This is a genomic window from Streptomyces sp. NPDC104581, assembly GCF_055583685.1.
Map to the genome: position 1 here is coordinate 186,596 of NZ_JBVJNN010000001.1, position 17,058 is coordinate 203,653.

A 17,058-nucleotide genomic window follows, 5' to 3' on the forward strand; every position below is an offset into this window, starting at 1 on the left:
CGACAGGCGGGAAAATGGCTGTGACGGACAGCAAGGAAGGCGAAGAGAAGCAGGCGCGGATCGACATCTCGACGGCGATGCGAAAAGCCGCCGGACAACTCGCCGAGCTGCTCCGCTGTGAACCCAACTCCGTGTCCGCCCTCAAGGCGACGGACGAGGGCTGGACAGCCGACGTGGAAGTAGTGGAGATCGAGAAGATCCCCGACACCACCAGTGTCATGGCCTCCTATCGCGTCTCGCTCGACGGTCAGGGGCAACTCGTGAGTTACGAGCGAATTCGCCGGTACGCACGGGGCCAGGTCGACCGCTGAGCCGCATTCGCACCGTGCTCGGGCCGGACCACGCAACAGAACTCATTGGAAGGAAGGCCGACGATGAGTCTCGTACAGCAGAGCAACGCCTCCAACACCGCCGGAAGCGGATCCGGCAATCTCTACGACGTTCTTGAGCTGATCCTCGACAGGGGGCTCGTCATCGATGCCTTCGTTCGTGTGTCGGTCGTCGGTATCGAAATCCTCAAGATCGATGTCCGTGTCGTCGTCGCCAGCGTGGACACCTATCTGCGCTTCGCCGAGGCATGCAACCGGCTTGACCTCGAATCGGGCCGCAAGGCCCCGACGCAGCTCACCGACATAGTCGGTGACTCGGTCGAGAGCGGGGCCAAGGGGAAGTCGAAAGGAGCGCTGACGGGCGCGGTGGAAGCCTTCACCGACTCGTTCCAGAGCGGCCGTTCGGGCTCGGACTCCGACTCCCGCTCCAGCTCCGACGACGACAAGGAGAAGGAGAAGCGGCCCGCGCGCAAGACCGCTTCGTCCAGCAGCCGCCGCACCACCCAGCGCCGGGAGGAGTGACCGATGCCCACATATGTCTACGCCATCACCGCGGCCGACCATCCGCTGCGGCTGGACGGTCTGAGCGGTGTCGGCGATCCTCCGTCGCCCCTGCGGACCGTGCGGACCAGGGCTCTTGGCGCCGTCGTCAGTGACACGCCGCCGGACCTGCGTGCCAAACGCCGCGATCTCGTCGCGCACCAGAGCGTGCTGGAGCGGCTGATGACCGACGGCGCCGCCCTGCCGATGAGGTTCGGCCTCGTCGGCCCGGACGACGACCAGGTGCGCGCGGCGCTGGAGGAGGACCGGGAAAGCTACACCGCCCGCCTCACCGAACTCGACGGCCGTCTGGAATACAACCTGAAGGTGTCGCGCGTGGAGCAGAGCCTGCTGCGCGAAATACTCGCCGATTCGGAGGAAGTGCGCCGACTCAGTGAGTACACGCGGGAGAATCCCGCCGCCCACGACGAGAAGGTGGCGCTCGGCGAACTCGTCTCCCGTGAGATCCAGGTCCGGAACGAGGCGGTGGCGGCGGAAATGCTCGGCGCGCTGACCGCGTCGGCGGAACGTGAATCGCGGGCCGAACCCACCAAGGCGCATTTCCTCAATGTGTCCTTCCTGGTGAAGCGTGACGAGGCCGGGGCCTTCTCGCAGGCCGTTCACGAAGAGGCCGAACGCCGGGGCGACGGCTACGAGTTCGCCCTGAACGGACCGCTGCCGCCTTACAGCTTCGTCTGACAACCGCTCGTTCGACAGGCTCCCGATGATCGGAGGATCCGTCATGGGCCTCATCACGCAGATTCTCACTCTGCCGCTCGCACCCGTGCGAGGGTCCGTCTGGGTTCTCGATCAGGTGGTGCTCGCGGCGGAACGCGAATACTACGACCCCGGTCCCGTGCGCAAGGAATTGGCCGACCTGGAGAAGGAGCTGCTGAGCGGCGGTATCAGCGAAGAGGAATTCGACCGGCGCGAGGACGAACTGCTGGACAGACTCGATGAGATCGAGGCGCAACAGCGGCGTCTGCGGGCCGATCCCTGACACGGGGAGATTGAGGTGCACAAGAGATGACAGGCAATGTCAAGATAGGTGTCGCCCTGGTGGGTGGTTACCTGCTGGGACGCACGAAGAAAGCCAAAATGGCCATCGGCCTCGGAATGTTCCTGGCAGGCAAGAAACTGGACTTCGATCCGAAGCAGCTCGGCAAACTGGTGGCGAACTCGCCCGTGCTGGGCACCCTCAACGACCAGGTCCGCAAGGAGCTGGTGGACGCCACGAAAACCGCCGCCACCAACGCCCTGACGCAGCGGGCGACCGGTCTGGCCGACTCCCTTCACCAGCGGACCCTGGGCCTTGAGGGCAAGGGCGACCCGGAGGACGTCCGCGCCGATGACCGTGAGGACCACGAGGACGACGAGCGCGACGCCGACGGCCGGGACGTCCGCGACGACGCCGACGAGGCGGACGAGCGTGACGAGCCGGACGAGAAGCCGGCGCCGCGCCGCAGGACGGCCGCCAAACGGACCGCCAAACCCGCGGCCAAGACCTCCTCCGGCTCCCGCGGGACCGCCTCGGGCCGCACCGGGGAGGCGCGCAAGAAGACCTCGTCCACGGCGCGCAAGACCGCTCCGTCGGCCGGCCGCAAGGAACGGGGTGGTGGCAATGGCTGACTCCACCTTCAGCAGGCTCAAGGACGACGTGGCGAAGAACCCGGCCACCGACCGTCTCAAAGAGGAGCTCCAGAACTACCTCAAGGCGCGCGCCACGCACGCCGTCACCAATCTCGGGCAGCGGCTCGGCGAGGGCGTCGGCAAGCTGGGCGACTCCGGGAACGGTCCCGGCGGGGCGGTGAAGTCCCTGGCCAAGGGCGGTCAGGCGCTCGGCGAGGGCAAGTCGCCCGCGCAGGCTGCCATGGCCGCCGGTACCTCCCATCTGAAGGACACCATCAAGGACAAGGTCAAGGGTTTGTTCGGCAAGGGGCGCAAGAGCGGCGGTGGCAAGTCGAAGAGCGTCACCATCACCGAGGACATCGACGTCGGTGTGCCGGTGCGCGAGGCGTACGACCAGTGGACGCAGTTCCAGGAGTTCAGCACCTTCGCCAAGGGTGTCGTGAGCGTCGAGAAGGCCGACGACACCAGCAGCAACTGGAAGGTGAAGGTCGCCAAGTCCACCCGCAGCTGGAAGGCGAACGTCACCGAACAGGTGCCGGACGAGCGCATCACCTGGACCACCGAGGGCGCCAAGGGCACGGTCAAGGGCGTGGTGACGTTCCACGCCATCACCGACAACCTGACGCGGGTGCTGCTGGTTCTCGAGTACTTCCCCAAGGGGCTGTTCGAGAAGACCGGCAACATCTGGCGCGCCCAGGGCCGCCGGGCCCGTCTCGACCTCAAGCTCTACCGCAAGTTCATCATGATGCGCGGCGAGGCCACCGACGGCTGGCGCGGTGAGATCCGCGACGGGGAGGTCGTGCTGGAGCACGACGAGGCCGTCGAGGAGGAAGAGGCCCGGGAGAGGGAAGAGGCCGAGGACGCCCCGGAGGCCGGGGCCGACGAGGAGTACGCGGAGGAGGAAGAGGAGGAACTCCCCGAGGAGGAGCGGGAGGAGCGTGCGGAGTACGACGACGAGGACGACGTCGCCGATGAGGAGGACGTCGCCGATGAGGAGGACGCTCCCGCCGACGAGGCTCGCGCCGACGAGGAGGTTCCCGTCGAGGAGGACGCACCTGCCGAGGACGAGGACGCGTACGAAGACGTGGACGAGGACGAGGACGAACTCGTCGACGGCGAGGAGGAAGAGGAGGAGCCGGCCCCGCGTCCCCGGCGCCGTACCGCCTCGGCGCGTCGCTGACACACTCCGCCGACAGCACAGACAGGGCTGATTCCAGTGACCGATTCACTGGCCGGCCGTATGGGGACCTCCTCCGGGATGTCCCCGTACGGCCAGCAAGGGTCATCCGCAAATCTCGCCGACATCCTTGAGCGTGTCCTGGACAAGGGCATCGTCATCGCCGGTGACATCCAGATCAATCTGCTCGACATCGAGCTGCTCACCATCAAGCTGAGACTGCTGGTCGCGTCCGTGGACAAGGCCAAGGAGATGGGCATCGACTGGTGGGAGCACGATCCCTCGCTCTCCTCCCGCGCCCGGCCCTCGGGGTCGGTGAACGCGACCGGCGACCGCGACGACCACGGCCCCCGCGGCGTGCAGGGCTCGTCCTCCGACGGCGGCGAGGCGGGTCCGCTGGCACTGGAGAACGCGCAACTGCGCGCCGAGCTGGCCGAGTTGCGTGCCGCGGTGGAAGAGAGGAGGGAGCGGTGAACAGCACCGACGCACGCCGTGTGGCCCCGCCGATGAGGTACGTCTACGCGGTCGGCGGCGCCGGGACGACGCTGGACTCCGCGCTGTCGGGCCGCACCGGGGCGCACGGCGGCGCGCTGCGTACGGTGCGCGCCGGAGATCTCCTGGCCCTGGTGTCGTCGGTGCCCCACGAATCGTTCGGTACGGACGGTCTGCGGGCGCAGATGGAGGACATCGGACAGCTCGAAGTGCTGGCCCGTGCGCACCATCGCGTGGTCGAGGCCGCGTACGAGAGCGCGACCGTGCTGCCCATGAGGCTGGCCACGGTGTATCTGGACGACGCCCGGGTGGCCGAGATGCTGGTCGAACGGGCCGTGGAGTTCGGTGACCTGCTCTCCCGGCTCGAAGGCCATGTCGAACTGGGCGTCAAGGTCTACGCCGACCCGCGAGAGGCCGCCGCGGCGAGCGCGGCGGCCACGACGGCCACGGGGCCGGGCGAGCCCGCCGAGACCGGCCCCGGGCGCGCCTATCTGCGGCAGCGCCGCGAACAGCGCCGTCACCACCGCGACGCCTACCAGGCGGCCGGGGCGGTCGCCGCCGAGGTACCCGCCCGGGTGGGCGCGACCGCCCGCGCCCGGCTGGCGCACCGGCTCCAGCAGGGGGATCTCGCGGCGGGAGCGGGCGAGAACATCGCCAACGACGCCTATCTGGTGGAGGCGTCCCGGGTGGCCGAGTTCCGCGCGGCGCTCGCGGGGCTCGCCGACGACGTTCCCGGCGTACGTGTCGAGATCACCGGTCCCTGGGCGCCGTACTCCTTCGCGACACCGCCGGCCGAGGCCGCCGGGGGCAGCGGCGGGAACGGCGGGCGACGGTGAACGGCGAACTGAACGAGGCCCTGCCGACGGTCGGGTTCGCCGGGACACGGGGCCGCCGGCCGCCGGGCGGCGCCGGACACGACGACGGCCCGGCCGGCTCGGACGACGACTCGATCGAGTCCCTCGCCGGACGGCCGGTCGCGCTCATCGACCTGCTCGACCGGCTGCTGACCGGCGGAGCCGTCCTGACCGGAGATCTCGTGCTCTCCGTGGCCGACGTGGACCTCGTGCACATCAACCTGCGGGCGGTCATCCGCTCGATCACACCCGACGGACCGGCCCCGTGGTGAACGGCACGGGACCGGGCGCCGCCGGCGCCCGTAAGGAGACTCTCCATGGCTGACACACCCCGCGGCGACGATCTTCAGGACGTCGCACGGGCGGCGGCGCGGGCGTTCGATCTCGTCCCGACGGGACCGGACGAGCCCGCGTCGCGTGACGGCATCGCCCAGCGCCTCGAAACCGACCCCGACACGGTGGAACGGGACCTGATCAAGCTCGTTCTCACCATCGTCGAACTACTGCGGCAGCTCATGGAGCGCACCGCCCTGCACCGGGTCGACCAGGGCGATCTCCGGGAGGACCAGGAGGAGCGCATCGGTATGACGCTGATGATCCTCCAGGACCGGATGACCGAACTCTGTGAGCGCTACGACCTCACCATGGACGACCTCAATCTGGACCTCGGCCCGCTCGGTTCCCTGCTCCCCCGCGACCCCGGCTGAGCCGGGCGTCGGCGTTTCAGGCACTGTCGAGAGGCAACACGAACGTCATGACTTCAGAGAACGAAGCGAACAAGGACGCGAACGGCACCGCCCGGAAGGCGAACGCGAACGGCGCGGCGCGAAAGGCGAACACGCCCGCCAAATCAGCCGCCAAATCGACCGCCGGCAAGGGGCGGCAGACGGCGGCGAAGCGCACCGGCGCCCCCGCCCGCAAGACGGCCAAGACGGCCAAGACCGCCGCGAGCCGCGCGAAGACGGACGCGACCGCCGCCGCGTCGAAGGCCAGGGAATCGGGGCAGGCGGCCGAGAAGTCCGTCGGGAACGGTGCGCGTACGGCGGGCGACGCCACGAAGCGGGCCGGCCAGGCGGCCGTGAGCGGCTGGGAGAGCGGGCAGCAGGCCCTCATCTCCACCGCGGGCAGAGCGGCTGCCACGGCGTCCACCGCGTGGACCGCCGTCAAGCACCGCAAGGCGATAGCGGCGGGTGCGGCGGCGGGAGTCGTCGGGCTGGCCGGCGGCGCCTTCGCCCTGGGCCGTCAGACGGCCAAGCCGCACGTCGGGCCGCTGACCCGTATGACGGGCGGACGACTCTGACGGTCGCGGGGACTACTCGCCGCTGTCGTCGTCCGACCCGGGTACGTGCACGTCGAGGACGGCGATGTTGACCTCCACGACATCGAGTCCGGTCATGTTCCCGACGGCGTCGGAGACGCCCGAGCGGATGTCGTCGGTGGTCCGGGGAAGCGGATGGCCGTACTCCATGACCACGTTCACATCGACGGCGGCCTGTCTCTCGCCGACTTCCACCCGTACTCCGCGTGAGGCGTCGTCGGAGAGGGACATCTTGTCCCGGGCGGCTCCCAGGGTCCGGGAGACTCCGCCGCCCATCGCGTGGACACCCGCCGCTTCGCGGGTCGCGACACCGGCTATGGAAGCCACCGCCGAGTCCGCGATCGTCGTTCTCCCTCTGACGTCGTGGCGGTGGTGGTGGCCGTTGGACATTGCTTTCGAGGTGGCTTCGTTCACTGTCATGACCGACCAGTCTTCCTGGGTTGTCACCGCCGGGAGAGATGCCTCCCGGGCGGTCGTCCCCCCTCACCAGGGTGCTCCGCACGTCCGGACAACGCCATTCGGGTGAGGCCCCCCGCCGAGGCACCCCCATGGGGATCAGCGTCTGTACGCGTCGCGGCGGCGGGCCGTCCTGGCGTTCCGCGCCTCGCGCTGTTCGCCCGATCCGTCGCCTCGCCTGCGTGAGCCGGTGTCCTTCGCGGGCCCGCGGGTGTGTTTGCGGGTCTTGTGGGCCTTACCTGCCGAGTCCGGCGTGACGGCTTCGCCGGTGCTCCTCCCGACGGCCTCGATGCTGTCGCCGGCGCTCCCGCCGACGTCCTTCACGGCCTCGTCGGCGCCCTCGCCCACGTCCTCCACCGCCTTGCCCGTACCTTCGCCGACGTCCTCGACAGCGGCGCCGGCGCCCCGGCCCACACTCTCGGCGGCGTCACCGGTGCCCTTGCCGATCTCCTTGACCGCTCCCCCGGCGCCCGTACCGACTTCCTCGACCGCCTCTCCCAGACCCTTGCTCAACTGCTCCAGGATTTCGGGGTTCCGGTCGATCGTCGTCAATACACGGTTGACGATGGTCGCGACGTTGTGGAGGCGGACCTTCAGCTGCGCCTGCGCCTCGACACCTTTGATGTCGAGGTCCACCGATCCCAGCGTGACGTCCGCGCCGACATTCAGCCGGACCAGATCGAGGACTTCGGCCTTCAGGGACACATGGGCCCGCAGATCCTGCACGCCGAGCTGGATCTCCTCGATGTTCAGCACCGGAACGTCCAGATAGACATCCGGTGGTCCCTGTTCGACCACCTCGCCCTCGGCGTATTCGTCGGGTTCCTCTTCCCCGTCGACGACTTCCGCCTCTTCCGCGCCGGATTCCTCTCCGTCGAACTCCTGCCGGTCGTGGTCGTCCCGGCTCTTGTCGCCCTGGGGCATACGACTCTCCCTCGCCGAGCGTGGCCCCCGCACCTCAAGTGTCATGCGCCCGCTCCGCCGCCGCAAAGAGATGGCCCGGCGCGGCGGCGGGCCGGACCCGGAGGTGTCGCTCTCCGGCCCGGCCCGCCACGGCGCCCCGCGGGTCAGGAGCCGTCGGTGGCCGGTCGTGAGCGGATCGCGCGGGCAGCTGCGACCAGGTTCTCCAGTGCGGCCCGCGTCTCGGGCCAGCCGCGGGTCTTCAGCCCGCAGTCCGGGTTCACCCAGAGCCGGTCGGCCGGGATGGCCTCAAGTCCCTTGCGGAGCAGGGCTGTGACCTCCTCGGTGGTGGGGACGCGCGGGGAGTGGATGTCGTAGACACCGGGTCCGGCCTCGCGCGGGTACCCGTGCGCGGCGAGTTCGCCGGCGACCTGCATGTGGGAGCGTGCGGCCTCCAGGCTGATGACATCGGCGTCGAGGTCGTCGATGGCCTGGACGATGTCGCCGAACTCGGCATAGCACATATGGGTGTGGATCTGGGTGTCCGGCCGTACCCCGCCGGTGGTCAGCCGGAAGGACTCCGTCGCCCACGCCAGGTAGCCGGCCTGGTCGGCGGAGCGCGGGGGCAGCGTCTCGCGGAGGGCGGGTTCGTCGACCTGGATGACCGGGGTGCCCGCCGCTTCGAGGTCGCCGACCTCGTCGCGCAGTGCGAGCGCGACCTGGCGCGCGGTGTCGGCGAGCGGCTGGTCGTCGCGGACGAATGACCAGGCGAGCATCGTGACGGGCCCGGTGAGCATGCCCTTCACCGGCCGGTCGGTGAGCGACTGCGCGTACGACGTCCAGCGCACGGTCATCGGTCCGGGCCGGGAGATGTCCCCGGCGAGGACCGGCGGGCGCACGTACCGGGTGCCGTAGGACTGCACCCAGCCGTGGCTCGTGGCGACGTAACCGGTCAGCTGTTCGGCGAAGTACTGCACCATGTCGTTGCGTTCGGGCTCACCGTGCACCAGGACGTCGAGCCCGGTCTTCTCCTGGAAGGACAGGACTTCCCGGATCTCTTCCCTGATCCGTTCCTCGTATCCGGAGGTGTCGATCCGCCCGCCGCGCAAGTCGGCCCGCGCGGTGCGCAGTTCGGCGGTCTGCGGGAAGGAGCCGATGGTGGTCGTCGGCAGCGGCGGGAGGCCGAGACGGGTCCGCTGCGCCGTGGTGCGTTCGGTGTACGGCTGGGAGCGCCGTGCGTCCGCGTCGGTGACGGCGGCGGTGCGGGCGCGCACGGCGGGGTCGCGGGTGAGGGCGGAGCCGGCCCGGGAGGCGAGCGCGGCGCGATTGGTGATGAGTTCGGCCGTGATGACGTGGGTGCCCTGCCCGAGTCCGCGTGCCAGGACCGCGATCTCCTCCGTCTTCTGCCGGGCGAAGGCGAGCCAGCGGGTGATCCCGGGGTCGATGTCGCGTTCGTCGGTGGCGTCGAGCGGGACGTGCAGCAGGGAGCAGGAGGCGGCGACGTCGACGCGGTCGGCGAGGCCGAGGAGCGTGCCCAGGGTGGTGAGGGACCTCTCGTAGTCGTTGATCCAGATGTTGCGTCCGTCGACGACGCCCGCGACCAGTCGCTTGCCGGGCAGCCCGCCGACGGCCGCGAGGGCGTCGAGGTCGGCGGCGGCCGATGCGGTGAGGTCGAGCGCGAGTCCGTCGATCGGGGCCCTGGCGAGGACGGGCAGCGCGTCCCCGAGCCGGCCGAAGTAGGAGGCGACGAGCAGTTTGGGCCGGTCGGCCGCCCCGCCCAGCTCGCGGTAGGCGCGGCCGGCGGCCTCCAGTTCGGCGGGGGTACGGTCCTGGACCAGCGCGGGCTCGTCCAGTTGCACCCACTCGGCTCCCGCCGCGCGCAGGTCGGCCAGGATCTCGGCGTACACGGGCAGGAGCCGGTCGAGCAGGGTCAGCGGCTCGAAGCCGGCGGGGACACCGGGGGCGGGCTTGGCCAGCAGGAGGTAGGTGACGGGGCCGACCAGGACCGGGCGGGCGGTGAGGCCGAGCGCGAGGGCTTCCCCGAACTCGGCGACCTGCTTGGCCGGGTCGGCGGTGAAGACGGTGTCCGGGCCCAACTCGGGCACCAGGTAGTGGTAGTTGGTGTCGAACCACTTCGTCATCTCCAGCGGCGCGACGTCCCGGGTGCCGCGAGCCATGGCGAAGTAGCCGTCCAGCGCGTCGGCGTCAACCGCCGCGCGGTGCCGTTCGGGGACGGCGCCGACCATGACGCTGGTGTCCAGGACGTGGTCGTAGTAGGAGAAGTCGCCGGAGGGCACTTCCTGGATGCCCGCTTCGGCCAGTTGCCGCCAGTTCGTACGGCGCAGCTCCTCGGCGGTCCTGCGGAGGGCGGCGGCGTCGACGCGGCCCTTCCAGTAGCCCTCGACGGCCTTCTTCAGTTCCCTGTTCCGTCCCTGGCGGGGGTAGCCGTACACGGTGGCCCGTGCTGCCGCGGCCGCGGACTTCTCTGTCACGGAACTCTCCTTCGCGAGATGTGTCCTTGAGGTCCCGGGGACGGGACGCGGGCGCGAAGGGACGACCGATCGTGCGGTCCACGCCGCGTCGTCGGACGCGCGTGCCGCTCGATATGTGCGCCGACCCGCCCACGAGGTCACCGGAACGACCGCGCGCGATCGGTCACGCGCGGGCAACGGGCAGGTCTTCGGACTCGTGGGCCCGTCTCGTACCGTTCACGAGACTCCTACTGGCCGTCGCTTCCCAGACCCGTCCGGGCCCAGTGCGTATGACGGCGGTCGTTCCCACTCACCGCTGCGGGGCAGTCCCGGATTCCCACCGGGTTCCCTCTTACGACGCACCTGCCTGGCGGACAGGGACGAACCAGCTGCACCGACCAGCCTAGAGGGCCGGGCGGCGGGCGCACACGTGTGGACCACATCGCGGACGGGGGAACGGGCGAGGCGATCCGGGCGCAGGAGGCACGACGGGTCCCCGGTGCGCGCAGGAAGGGGCGGGCCGGTCCCCGCGCTCCGCCGGCCGCACGACGAGGGCGGCGATGTTCCACGCGTCGTCGTCGCCCCGGTGGTGGCGGCCCTCCAGCGGGAGGCCGGCGCGGTGGTCCCTCGCCGGTGCCCGACAGGTCGCCTCGACGCCGACCATGCTCAGCAGGTGCCCCTCGTCGTCCATGGGGCCGGGGGAGGAACGGCCCGGTCCCCGGTCATCCGGTTTCCCGGCGGGCGGCGAGCGGCGGACGCAAAGTGGCAGGCGGCGGAAGGTGGTTGGGCGTCACCGGACGGTGCGTCGGGTCTCAGGTGCCGGCGTTCCCCGCCCGGCCGGGCGGGGCGGACTGATGGCCGTGCGGAAGGTCGCGCGTCAGGGTGGGGACGGGGCGCGGGATCGTACCGAAGTCGTTGTCCGGGTCGACGGGAAGGCGGTTGATGACCGCTTCCAGCCGGGCCGGAAGGGTGGGGCGGCTGCCGGAGCGGCACTGGGTCAGGAGTTGGTGACGGATGCTCTCCGGCAGCAGGGGGCGCGCGGCCGGGGCCGGCGGCGCGCTGTCCGGTGCGGTCAGTCTGCGGGCCTCCGCACGCCAGTGCCGGGCGTCGCTGAACTCGGCACGCCGTCCATGGGCGAGGTAGAGACAGAAGGCGGCGGTGCGGTTGCCGCCGCCGGCCGCGAACTGCCACCAGAACTGGGCGGCGTCGTGGTCACGTGCCAGATGGAGCAGCGCGCCGAAGACGACCGCGCCCTCGGGGTCCGGCCGGTCGTCATCGGCCAGCCGTGCCAGGGCCGTTGCCGCCTGCGGGGTGTCGACGATGAGGGAGACCGCGAGGTCGAGGTCGCGGGCGGCCTGCTCGTGCGCGGCGGGAGTGCGCGGCGCGCCGGAACCGGGTTCGGAGGGTACGCGGGCGGCCCTGGCCTCGACCCGTCGCCTGGCGGCTTCGGTGTCGTAGTCGGTGTAGGTGTCGACGAGGACCTCTGCCTGGTCGAGCAGGGTGCTGATGGAGGCGTGGTCGTTGGTGCGCACGGCTACCCTTCCGTCTCGGTCGGTTCGATGGCCAGGTCGAGTTCGCGTGCCAGGCGGCGGCGGGCATGCTGTGCCTGGGAGCGTACGGTGGCGAGTTCGATGCCGAGGTACTCCGCGACGTTCTCCTCGTCCTCGCCGAGGACGAACCTGAGGACGATGATGTCGTACTGACGCTCGGGCAGGTCCATGATGGCGCCGTACAGGCCGAGTTCACCTTCCAGGACGGTGAACTGGTCCCGGGTGCCGTCCCGGAGGAGTTTGGCGAGTGCCGCGTGGAAGGCGGCGGTGCCGACGAGGAGCGGCCGCAGTCCGCGTTCGTCGAGCCAGCGGTGGGTCTCCTCCTTCAGCAGCGACCAAGCGTAGCGGGAGACCGACTCCCGGGCCAGCGCGTGTTTCCAGTCCCGTTTCAGGTGCGCGCAGGCGGTGTCCACCACGGTCTCGGCCGCGGGGCGCCCGCCGACCTGGGAGTGGGCGTAGCGCATCCATAATTCGCGGTGGTAGTCGTGGAAGGCGTCGAAGGTCAGGCCCAGCCGTCCCTGCCGGGCGTCGTCGGGGGCTTCTCCGGTGCCGGGGGCGTCCGCGGCCCGTGTCCTGGGGGTACTGGCGGCCATCATTTTCCGCTCTCGGACGCGCGCGTCGGCGCGTCCGGTGTCGGGGCGGCGCCCGACGGTGTGTGGGGGGCGTACTGCGGACCTCGGAGGTGGCGTGCTCCGGCGCGCGCTTCGGTCGCCGGGCCGCTTCTCGTGGCGGTCCTCGGGTGGCCGGTGAAGACCCGGGCGAAGGTTCCGCGAACCGCCGGGGCTTCCCGATCGAGTTCCACGCATGTCCTTGGGGGGGGGTGGGGGGCACCGTGCCGCGCCACGGTGGAGCGGATCTCGGTGGAGACGGGATGTCTCACTCGACAGCCAACCGGAAGAACGGGCGTCTTGTGCAAACCTTCGGTCAATTGTCTTCGCCGACGGTAATAGTATGACTACTTAGGCGTTCGGGTGACGGTTTCGGAAACCTGTTCCCGTTCGTCCGAACAGACCGCCATGGCCCGGCGGAACGCCCCTCGCTCCCGCGGTTGTTCCGTGCGGACGGCGGGAAGTGAACCCCGGTGGCGGAGGGGGCGCCGGTACGGCGCGCACCCGGGCCGGCCGACCGGACAGCGAACCACTCCTGGGGGCGTGGCATGGCGGAGAACAGCACGGTGGACCTGAAACTCGATCAGGCGCATTCGGCCCGTATGTACGACTACTACCTCGGTGGCACCACGAACTTCCCCGCCGACCGCGAGGCGGCCGGCAAGGCCCTCGCGGCCTTCCCCTCCATCCTGGCCACCGCCCGCATCAACCGGCGCTTCATGCGGCGCGCTGCGCGGTTCCTCGCCCAGGAGGGCATGACCCAGTTCTTCGACATCGGCACGGGCATCCCCACCTCGCCCAACCTCCATGAGGTCGCCCAGGAGGTCACCCCCTCGGCGCGCGTCGTCTACACGGACAACGACCCGATCGTCCTGGCCCACGCGCGGGCACTGCTCCACAGCCACTCCGAGGGGCACACCTCGTACGCGCACGCCGATGTCACGGACCCGGCCGCGCTCCTGGCGACACCGGAGATAGCGGAGACGCTCGACTTCACCCGGCCCATCGCGCTGAGCCTCAACGCGCTGCTCCACTTCGTCACCGACGACCGTGTCGAAGGCGGCGCGCACGGCATCGTCGAGCATCTCAAGGCGGCACTCCCCTCGGGCAGCACCCTCACCATCACCCATGTCACCCCCGACTTCGATCCCGAGGGGATCGCCCGGCTCACCGGCGCCTACCGCGCCGCCGGCACCCCCGGCCAGGCGCGGCCACACGCCGAGATAGTCCGCCTCTTCGACGGCTGGGAACTTCTCGACCCCGGTGTCGTGCCCACCCAGCGCTGGCGCCCGACCGACGAGGACCAGGCCGAGAACGTCACCGACGCGGAGGCCGCCTGTTACGCGGGCATCGCCCGTAAACCCTGACCGGGACGACAACTCCCGCGCGCCGCCGGTCCGCCGCCCCCTTCGTGACCGGTACGACCCACACCCCCCTTCCGCTTAGGTTAGGCTAAGCTAACGGAGCGTCGGGGGTCCGTCTCCGGCGTGGTGCCCGGTCTCCGGACACATGGACACCACGAGAGACGGAGACCATGACCGATCGGACCGCGACGACCACGCGCACGCGCACCGTCGTCGTCAAGTTCGGCGGCAACGCCATGGTGGACGCCGGTCTGCGGCGGACGTTCGCCCGGGACGTCGTGGAGTTGCGGCACGCGGGCCTGCGCCCGGTCGTGGTGCACGGGGGCGGCCCCCAGATCAGCGCGATGCTCGACCGCCTCGGCCTGGAGACCCGTTTCGAGGCGGGTCTGCGGGTGACCACACCGGAGACCATGGAAGTCGTCCGGATGGTGCTCAGCGGCCGTGTCCAGCGGGACCTGGTCGGCCACATCAACACGCACGGGCCCTTCGCCGTGGGCATGACGGGCGAGGACGCGCACACGATGACGGCCGTACGGCGCTCCGCCCGGGTGGGCGGGCGAACGGTGGACATCGGTCTCGTGGGAGACGTCGTGGAGGTCAACCCGGACATGGTCCGCACGCTTCTCGACCAGGGCCACATCCCGGTGGTCTCCCCCGTGGCACGGGGATTCGACGGACAGGTCTACAACGTCAACGCGGATCTGGCGGCGTCGGCCCTCGCCGTGGCCCTCGGCGCCGAACGGCTCGTGGTACTCACCGATGTCGAAGGGCTGTACGCGAACTGGCCGCACAGCACGGAGGTGATCGGGCGTCTGACGGCCGACGCGCTGGACGGGCTGCTGCCGGGGCTGGCGAGCGGGATGCTGCCGAAGATGGAGGGGTGCCTGCGGGCCGTGCGCGGCGGTGTCCGGCGCGCGCACGTACTCGACGGCCGGGTGCCGCACGCGGTGCTGCGCGGCGTCCTGGACGAGACCAGCCCCGGCACCACCGTGGTCCCCGACGACCGCCCGGACCACGCCCCGGACCACCACGGCGCGAACGCCGTCTGATCACCGGACTCCCCGGACTCCCGTAACTCCCCGGCCCGCCCGGCCTGTCGGGCCGGGCGGGCCGACGGTCACAGGGCGCGCGCGAGGATCCGTGCCCCGCGCCGCGGGTCCAGGGACGCCACCCAGGACGGAGGCGCCGGGCGCGCGGCCGTGGGCGCGAACCCGTACCGGACGAAGAGCCCGCCGCCGCCGGTCGTCGCCGTGAACAGCGCGCCGAGCGACTGCGCGCGGGCGGCGGCCAGTGCGGTACGCAGGAGCCCGGCTCCCACGCCGCACCCCTGCTTCGGCCCGGCCACGCAGAAGTTGTACAGAACGCCGACGGGGCGGCGCCCCTCCCCCGGGCCCGCCGGGTGCACGCGCAGGCCCACACAGCCGTCGAGGCGGCCTCCGGGGCCCTGCGCCACGAGGAAGTCGGCGGCCCGGTCGGCGTACAGCGAGAGGGGCCGCTCCCGCAACGCCCCCGAGCGCACGAAGGGTTGGGACAGCTCGGCGAGTGCGGCGGCGTCCTGCCGGCGGGCGGGGCGTACGGGGGGCGGCGTCGGCGCGAGGAGCGGGTGCGGCGCGTGCGACAGCGGGGCGGGGGGCGGCGTAGCCGTGATCAAGGCTTTCCTTCCTCGGTTCCACGTTCGGAGAACGGCCGGTCGCCGTGTCACTCCGACGGACAAACGAAATAAGGTTAGCCTTACCTTAATTATGAGTCCAGCGCCGGCCTTCCCCGGCGGGAACGTCAGCGCCGGAAGGGCGAGTCCGCCGCCCTCCCCGTCTCGTCGCCGTCGACGAAGGTCGCCACCACCTCGATGTCCCCGATGCGCAACACCGCCACCCGCCGGGGGTCGTCCCCGAGCACGGAGCATCGCGGCCTGCCGGTCTCGGGGAGGTCAGCCGTCCGTGGACGCCGCGAGGGACCGGGGACGCAGATCGGTCCAGCGGGCCTCGATGAAGTCGAGGCAGTTGTCACGCGTGTCCTCGTCGAGGACGATCGTCCACCCTCCGGGCACCTCGGCGAAAGACGGCCAGAGCGAGTGCTGTCCCTCGCCGTTCTCCAGGACCAGGAAACGGCCTTCGGGGTCGTCGAAGGGGTTGGTGCTCATCTGTCGGTTCCTCCTCGGGGTCCACCGGAAGGAGAGGCTAACGTTAGGTTAGGCTCCCCTAATCACGGGGGAGCCTAACGTTTCTCCCTTCCCTCTCACAAGGAGACGTCCATGCGCCTCGCGGCCGACGAGGAGAGCCCCTTCGACGCTTTCGGGCTGCCGGGCGGGCCCGGCGGCGACGAGTTCTGGGCGACGGCGCGGACGCCCGCGTGGGCACCGGCCGACGGCGGCGGCACCACCGCCCTGTTCCTGTGGCGCGGATCCCCGGCGAGCGTCGTCTTCGAGAGCTGGTCCGAGCCGGTCCCGCTGCGCCGGTGGCGCGACACGGACTGCTGGTACGCCGAGGTGCCCATGCCCGCGCGACTGCGGGTGACCTACCAACTCCTCGCGGGTGACGAGGCGTTCGCGGACCCGTTGAACCCGGTGGGCACCGGCGCCGAACGGTCCCTCGCCGCGACCCCGGACCTCCCGGCGCAGCCGCACTGGCCGGTGTTCGGTGCCGGGGACGATGCCGTACCGCCCCTCCCCGGCACCCGGCTCCGCTGGAACAGCGAACGGCTCGGCGGACGGCGCACGGTGCGCGTCCATCCGGTGGGCGGTGGCGGTCCGGTGGTCCTGCTGCTCGACGGGGACGACTGGCTGTATCTGCACCCCGCGACGACCGCGTTCGACTCGGCCGTCGCCGCCGGTGAAATGCCCCCCGTCACGCTCGTCTTCCTGCCGGCCAAGGACAGGGAGGCCGAGTTCGGGTGCCGGCCCGAGGTGTGGGAGGCCGTCCGGGACGAACTGCTGCCGCTGGTGGCGGAGTCCGGGGTGCGGGCCGAACCGGACAGGCTGGTGGTCGCCGGGCAGAGCCTCGGCGGGCTGAGCGCGCTGTACGCGGCGCTGGAGTTCCCGGAGCTGGTGTCCCGCGTCGCGTGCCAGTCCGGGTCGTTCTGGTGGACACCCGGTGCCACGGCCCTGGCGGACCCCCTGGCCGGGCCGGCCGGGGGAACCCTCGCCGCGCGGCTGCGGGAGCGCCCCGGCCTCTCGGGGCTGCGGGTCGCGTTCGACGTCGGGGAGCACGAGACGCGGATGCTGCCCCACTGCGAACCGGTCGAGGTCCTCACGGAGGAGGCCGGTGCGACGGTGCGGGTCTCGCGGTCGCCGTCGGGCCACGACCGGGCGGGGTGGCGGCACGCCCTGCTCAGGGATGTCGCCTGGGCACTCGGCTGAGCCGCCCCACCGGCT

The 17,058-nt window shown here is 71.1% G+C and carries 21 protein-coding genes, 1 pseudogene and 1 riboswitch; of the genes and pseudogenes, 14 read left to right on the plus strand and 8 right to left on the minus strand.

Annotated elements, in window-relative coordinates:
- Positions 1–14 precede the first annotated feature (14 nt).
- From ACZ61E_RS00825 to ACZ61E_RS00875, 11 genes are all read left to right on the plus strand, one after another.
- Entirely contained in the window at positions 15–311 is a 297-nt protein-coding gene (locus tag ACZ61E_RS00825) for a gas vesicle protein GvpO (RefSeq protein ID WP_469696391.1), read from the plus strand.
- Positions 312–374: 63 nt separating this feature from the next.
- Positions 375–851 (plus strand): gas vesicle structural protein GvpA, encoded by a 477-nt coding sequence (locus ACZ61E_RS00830; protein ID WP_469696393.1) that lies wholly within the window; start codon positions 375–377, stop codon positions 849–851.
- Positions 852–854: 3 nt separating this feature from the next.
- Entirely contained in the window at positions 855–1,568 is a 714-nt protein-coding gene (locus ACZ61E_RS00835) for a GvpL/GvpF family gas vesicle protein (RefSeq protein ID WP_469696395.1), read from the plus strand.
- Between the two features lie 43 nt (positions 1,569–1,611).
- A complete protein-coding gene (locus tag ACZ61E_RS00840; RefSeq protein WP_469696397.1) occupies positions 1,612–1,869 on the plus strand; it encodes a gas vesicle protein GvpG in 258 nt (85 codons plus the stop codon).
- A 26-nt stretch (positions 1,870–1,895) separates the two neighbouring features.
- Positions 1,896–2,498, plus strand: coding sequence for a hypothetical protein (locus ACZ61E_RS00845; protein ID WP_469696398.1), 603 nt, complete (start codon positions 1,896–1,898; stop codon positions 2,496–2,498).
- The gene (locus ACZ61E_RS00850) at positions 2,491–3,678 is read left to right on the plus strand and encodes an SRPBCC family protein (protein ID WP_469696399.1); all 1,188 of its coding nucleotides are present in this window, start codon (positions 2,491–2,493) and stop codon (positions 3,676–3,678) included. The genes ACZ61E_RS00845 and ACZ61E_RS00850 overlap by 8 nt, the downstream gene beginning before the upstream one ends.
- A gap of 36 nt (positions 3,679–3,714) precedes the next feature.
- Positions 3,715–4,149 (plus strand): gas vesicle protein, encoded by a 435-nt coding sequence (locus ACZ61E_RS00855; RefSeq protein ID WP_469696401.1) that lies wholly within the window; start codon positions 3,715–3,717, stop codon positions 4,147–4,149.
- Positions 4,146–5,003 carry a GvpL/GvpF family gas vesicle protein gene (locus tag ACZ61E_RS00860; RefSeq protein WP_469696402.1) on the plus strand — a complete coding sequence of 286 codons (858 nt, stop codon included), beginning with the start codon at positions 4,146–4,148 and terminating at the stop codon, positions 5,001–5,003. The genes ACZ61E_RS00855 and ACZ61E_RS00860 overlap by 4 nt, the downstream gene beginning before the upstream one ends.
- On the plus strand, positions 5,000–5,293 hold the full coding sequence (locus ACZ61E_RS00865; protein WP_469696404.1) for a gas vesicle protein: 294 nt from the start codon (positions 5,000–5,002) through the stop codon (positions 5,291–5,293). The genes ACZ61E_RS00860 and ACZ61E_RS00865 overlap by 4 nt, the downstream gene beginning before the upstream one ends.
- 45 nt (positions 5,294–5,338) lie before the next feature.
- Entirely contained in the window at positions 5,339–5,728 is a 390-nt protein-coding gene (locus tag ACZ61E_RS00870) for a gas vesicle protein K (protein ID WP_469696406.1), read from the plus strand.
- A 47-nt stretch (positions 5,729–5,775) separates the two neighbouring features.
- Positions 5,776–6,321: a hypothetical protein gene (locus tag ACZ61E_RS00875; protein WP_469696407.1), complete on the plus strand. Its 546-nt coding sequence runs from the start codon at positions 5,776–5,778 to the stop codon at positions 6,319–6,321.
- A gap of 12 nt (positions 6,322–6,333) precedes the next feature.
- Here the strand turns inward: ACZ61E_RS00875 and ACZ61E_RS00880 are convergent, their stop codons facing one another.
- From ACZ61E_RS00880 to ACZ61E_RS00905, 6 genes and pseudogenes are all read right to left on the minus strand, one after another.
- A complete protein-coding gene (locus ACZ61E_RS00880; RefSeq protein ID WP_469696409.1) occupies positions 6,334–6,759 on the minus strand; it encodes an Asp23/Gls24 family envelope stress response protein in 426 nt (141 codons plus the stop codon).
- A 135-nt stretch (positions 6,760–6,894) separates the two neighbouring features.
- A complete protein-coding gene (locus tag ACZ61E_RS00885; protein WP_469696411.1) occupies positions 6,895–7,719 on the minus strand; it encodes a hypothetical protein in 825 nt (274 codons plus the stop codon).
- Between the two features lie 143 nt (positions 7,720–7,862).
- Positions 7,863–10,187, minus strand: coding sequence for a 5-methyltetrahydropteroyltriglutamate--homocysteine S-methyltransferase (gene metE, locus ACZ61E_RS00890; RefSeq protein WP_469696412.1), 2,325 nt, complete (start codon positions 10,185–10,187; stop codon positions 7,863–7,865).
- A 162-nt stretch (positions 10,188–10,349) separates the two neighbouring features.
- Positions 10,350–10,571, minus strand: a riboswitch (cobalamin riboswitch).
- 112 nt (positions 10,572–10,683) lie between these two features.
- Positions 10,684–10,782: pseudogene (locus ACZ61E_RS00895) on the minus strand (DNA polymerase III); the annotation flags it as partial.
- Positions 10,783–10,978: 196 nt separating this feature from the next.
- Positions 10,979–11,698, minus strand: a complete 720-nt coding sequence (locus ACZ61E_RS00900) for a hypothetical protein (RefSeq protein ID WP_469696414.1) — start codon at positions 11,696–11,698, stop codon at positions 10,979–10,981.
- A 2-nt stretch (positions 11,699–11,700) separates the two neighbouring features.
- Positions 11,701–12,312 (minus strand): RNA polymerase sigma factor, encoded by a 612-nt coding sequence (locus ACZ61E_RS00905; RefSeq protein WP_469696415.1) that lies wholly within the window; start codon positions 12,310–12,312, stop codon positions 11,701–11,703.
- 560 nt (positions 12,313–12,872) lie between these two features.
- Between ACZ61E_RS00905 and ACZ61E_RS00910 the strand changes: the two genes are divergently transcribed.
- A complete protein-coding gene (locus ACZ61E_RS00910) occupies positions 12,873–13,691 on the plus strand; it encodes an SAM-dependent methyltransferase (RefSeq protein ID WP_469696416.1) in 819 nt (272 codons plus the stop codon).
- 167 nt (positions 13,692–13,858) lie between these two features.
- Entirely contained in the window at positions 13,859–14,737 is an 879-nt protein-coding gene (gene argB, locus ACZ61E_RS00915) for an acetylglutamate kinase (RefSeq protein WP_469696418.1), read from the plus strand.
- 68 nt (positions 14,738–14,805) lie between these two features.
- On the opposite strand, the gene ACZ61E_RS00920 is transcribed toward argB, so the two are convergent.
- Complete coding sequence (locus tag ACZ61E_RS00920; protein ID WP_469696419.1) at positions 14,806–15,339, minus strand: GNAT family N-acetyltransferase; 534 nt, start codon at positions 15,337–15,339, stop codon at positions 14,806–14,808.
- Positions 15,340–15,615: 276 nt separating this feature from the next.
- A complete protein-coding gene (locus ACZ61E_RS00925) occupies positions 15,616–15,828 on the minus strand; it encodes an MbtH family protein (RefSeq protein ID WP_469696421.1) in 213 nt (70 codons plus the stop codon).
- A 111-nt stretch (positions 15,829–15,939) separates the two neighbouring features.
- Here ACZ61E_RS00925 and ACZ61E_RS00930 point away from each other — a divergent pair, with 111 nt between their 5' ends.
- Positions 15,940–17,043 (plus strand): alpha/beta hydrolase-fold protein, encoded by a 1,104-nt coding sequence (locus tag ACZ61E_RS00930; protein ID WP_469696423.1) that lies wholly within the window; start codon positions 15,940–15,942, stop codon positions 17,041–17,043.
- Positions 17,044–17,058 lie beyond the last annotated feature (15 nt).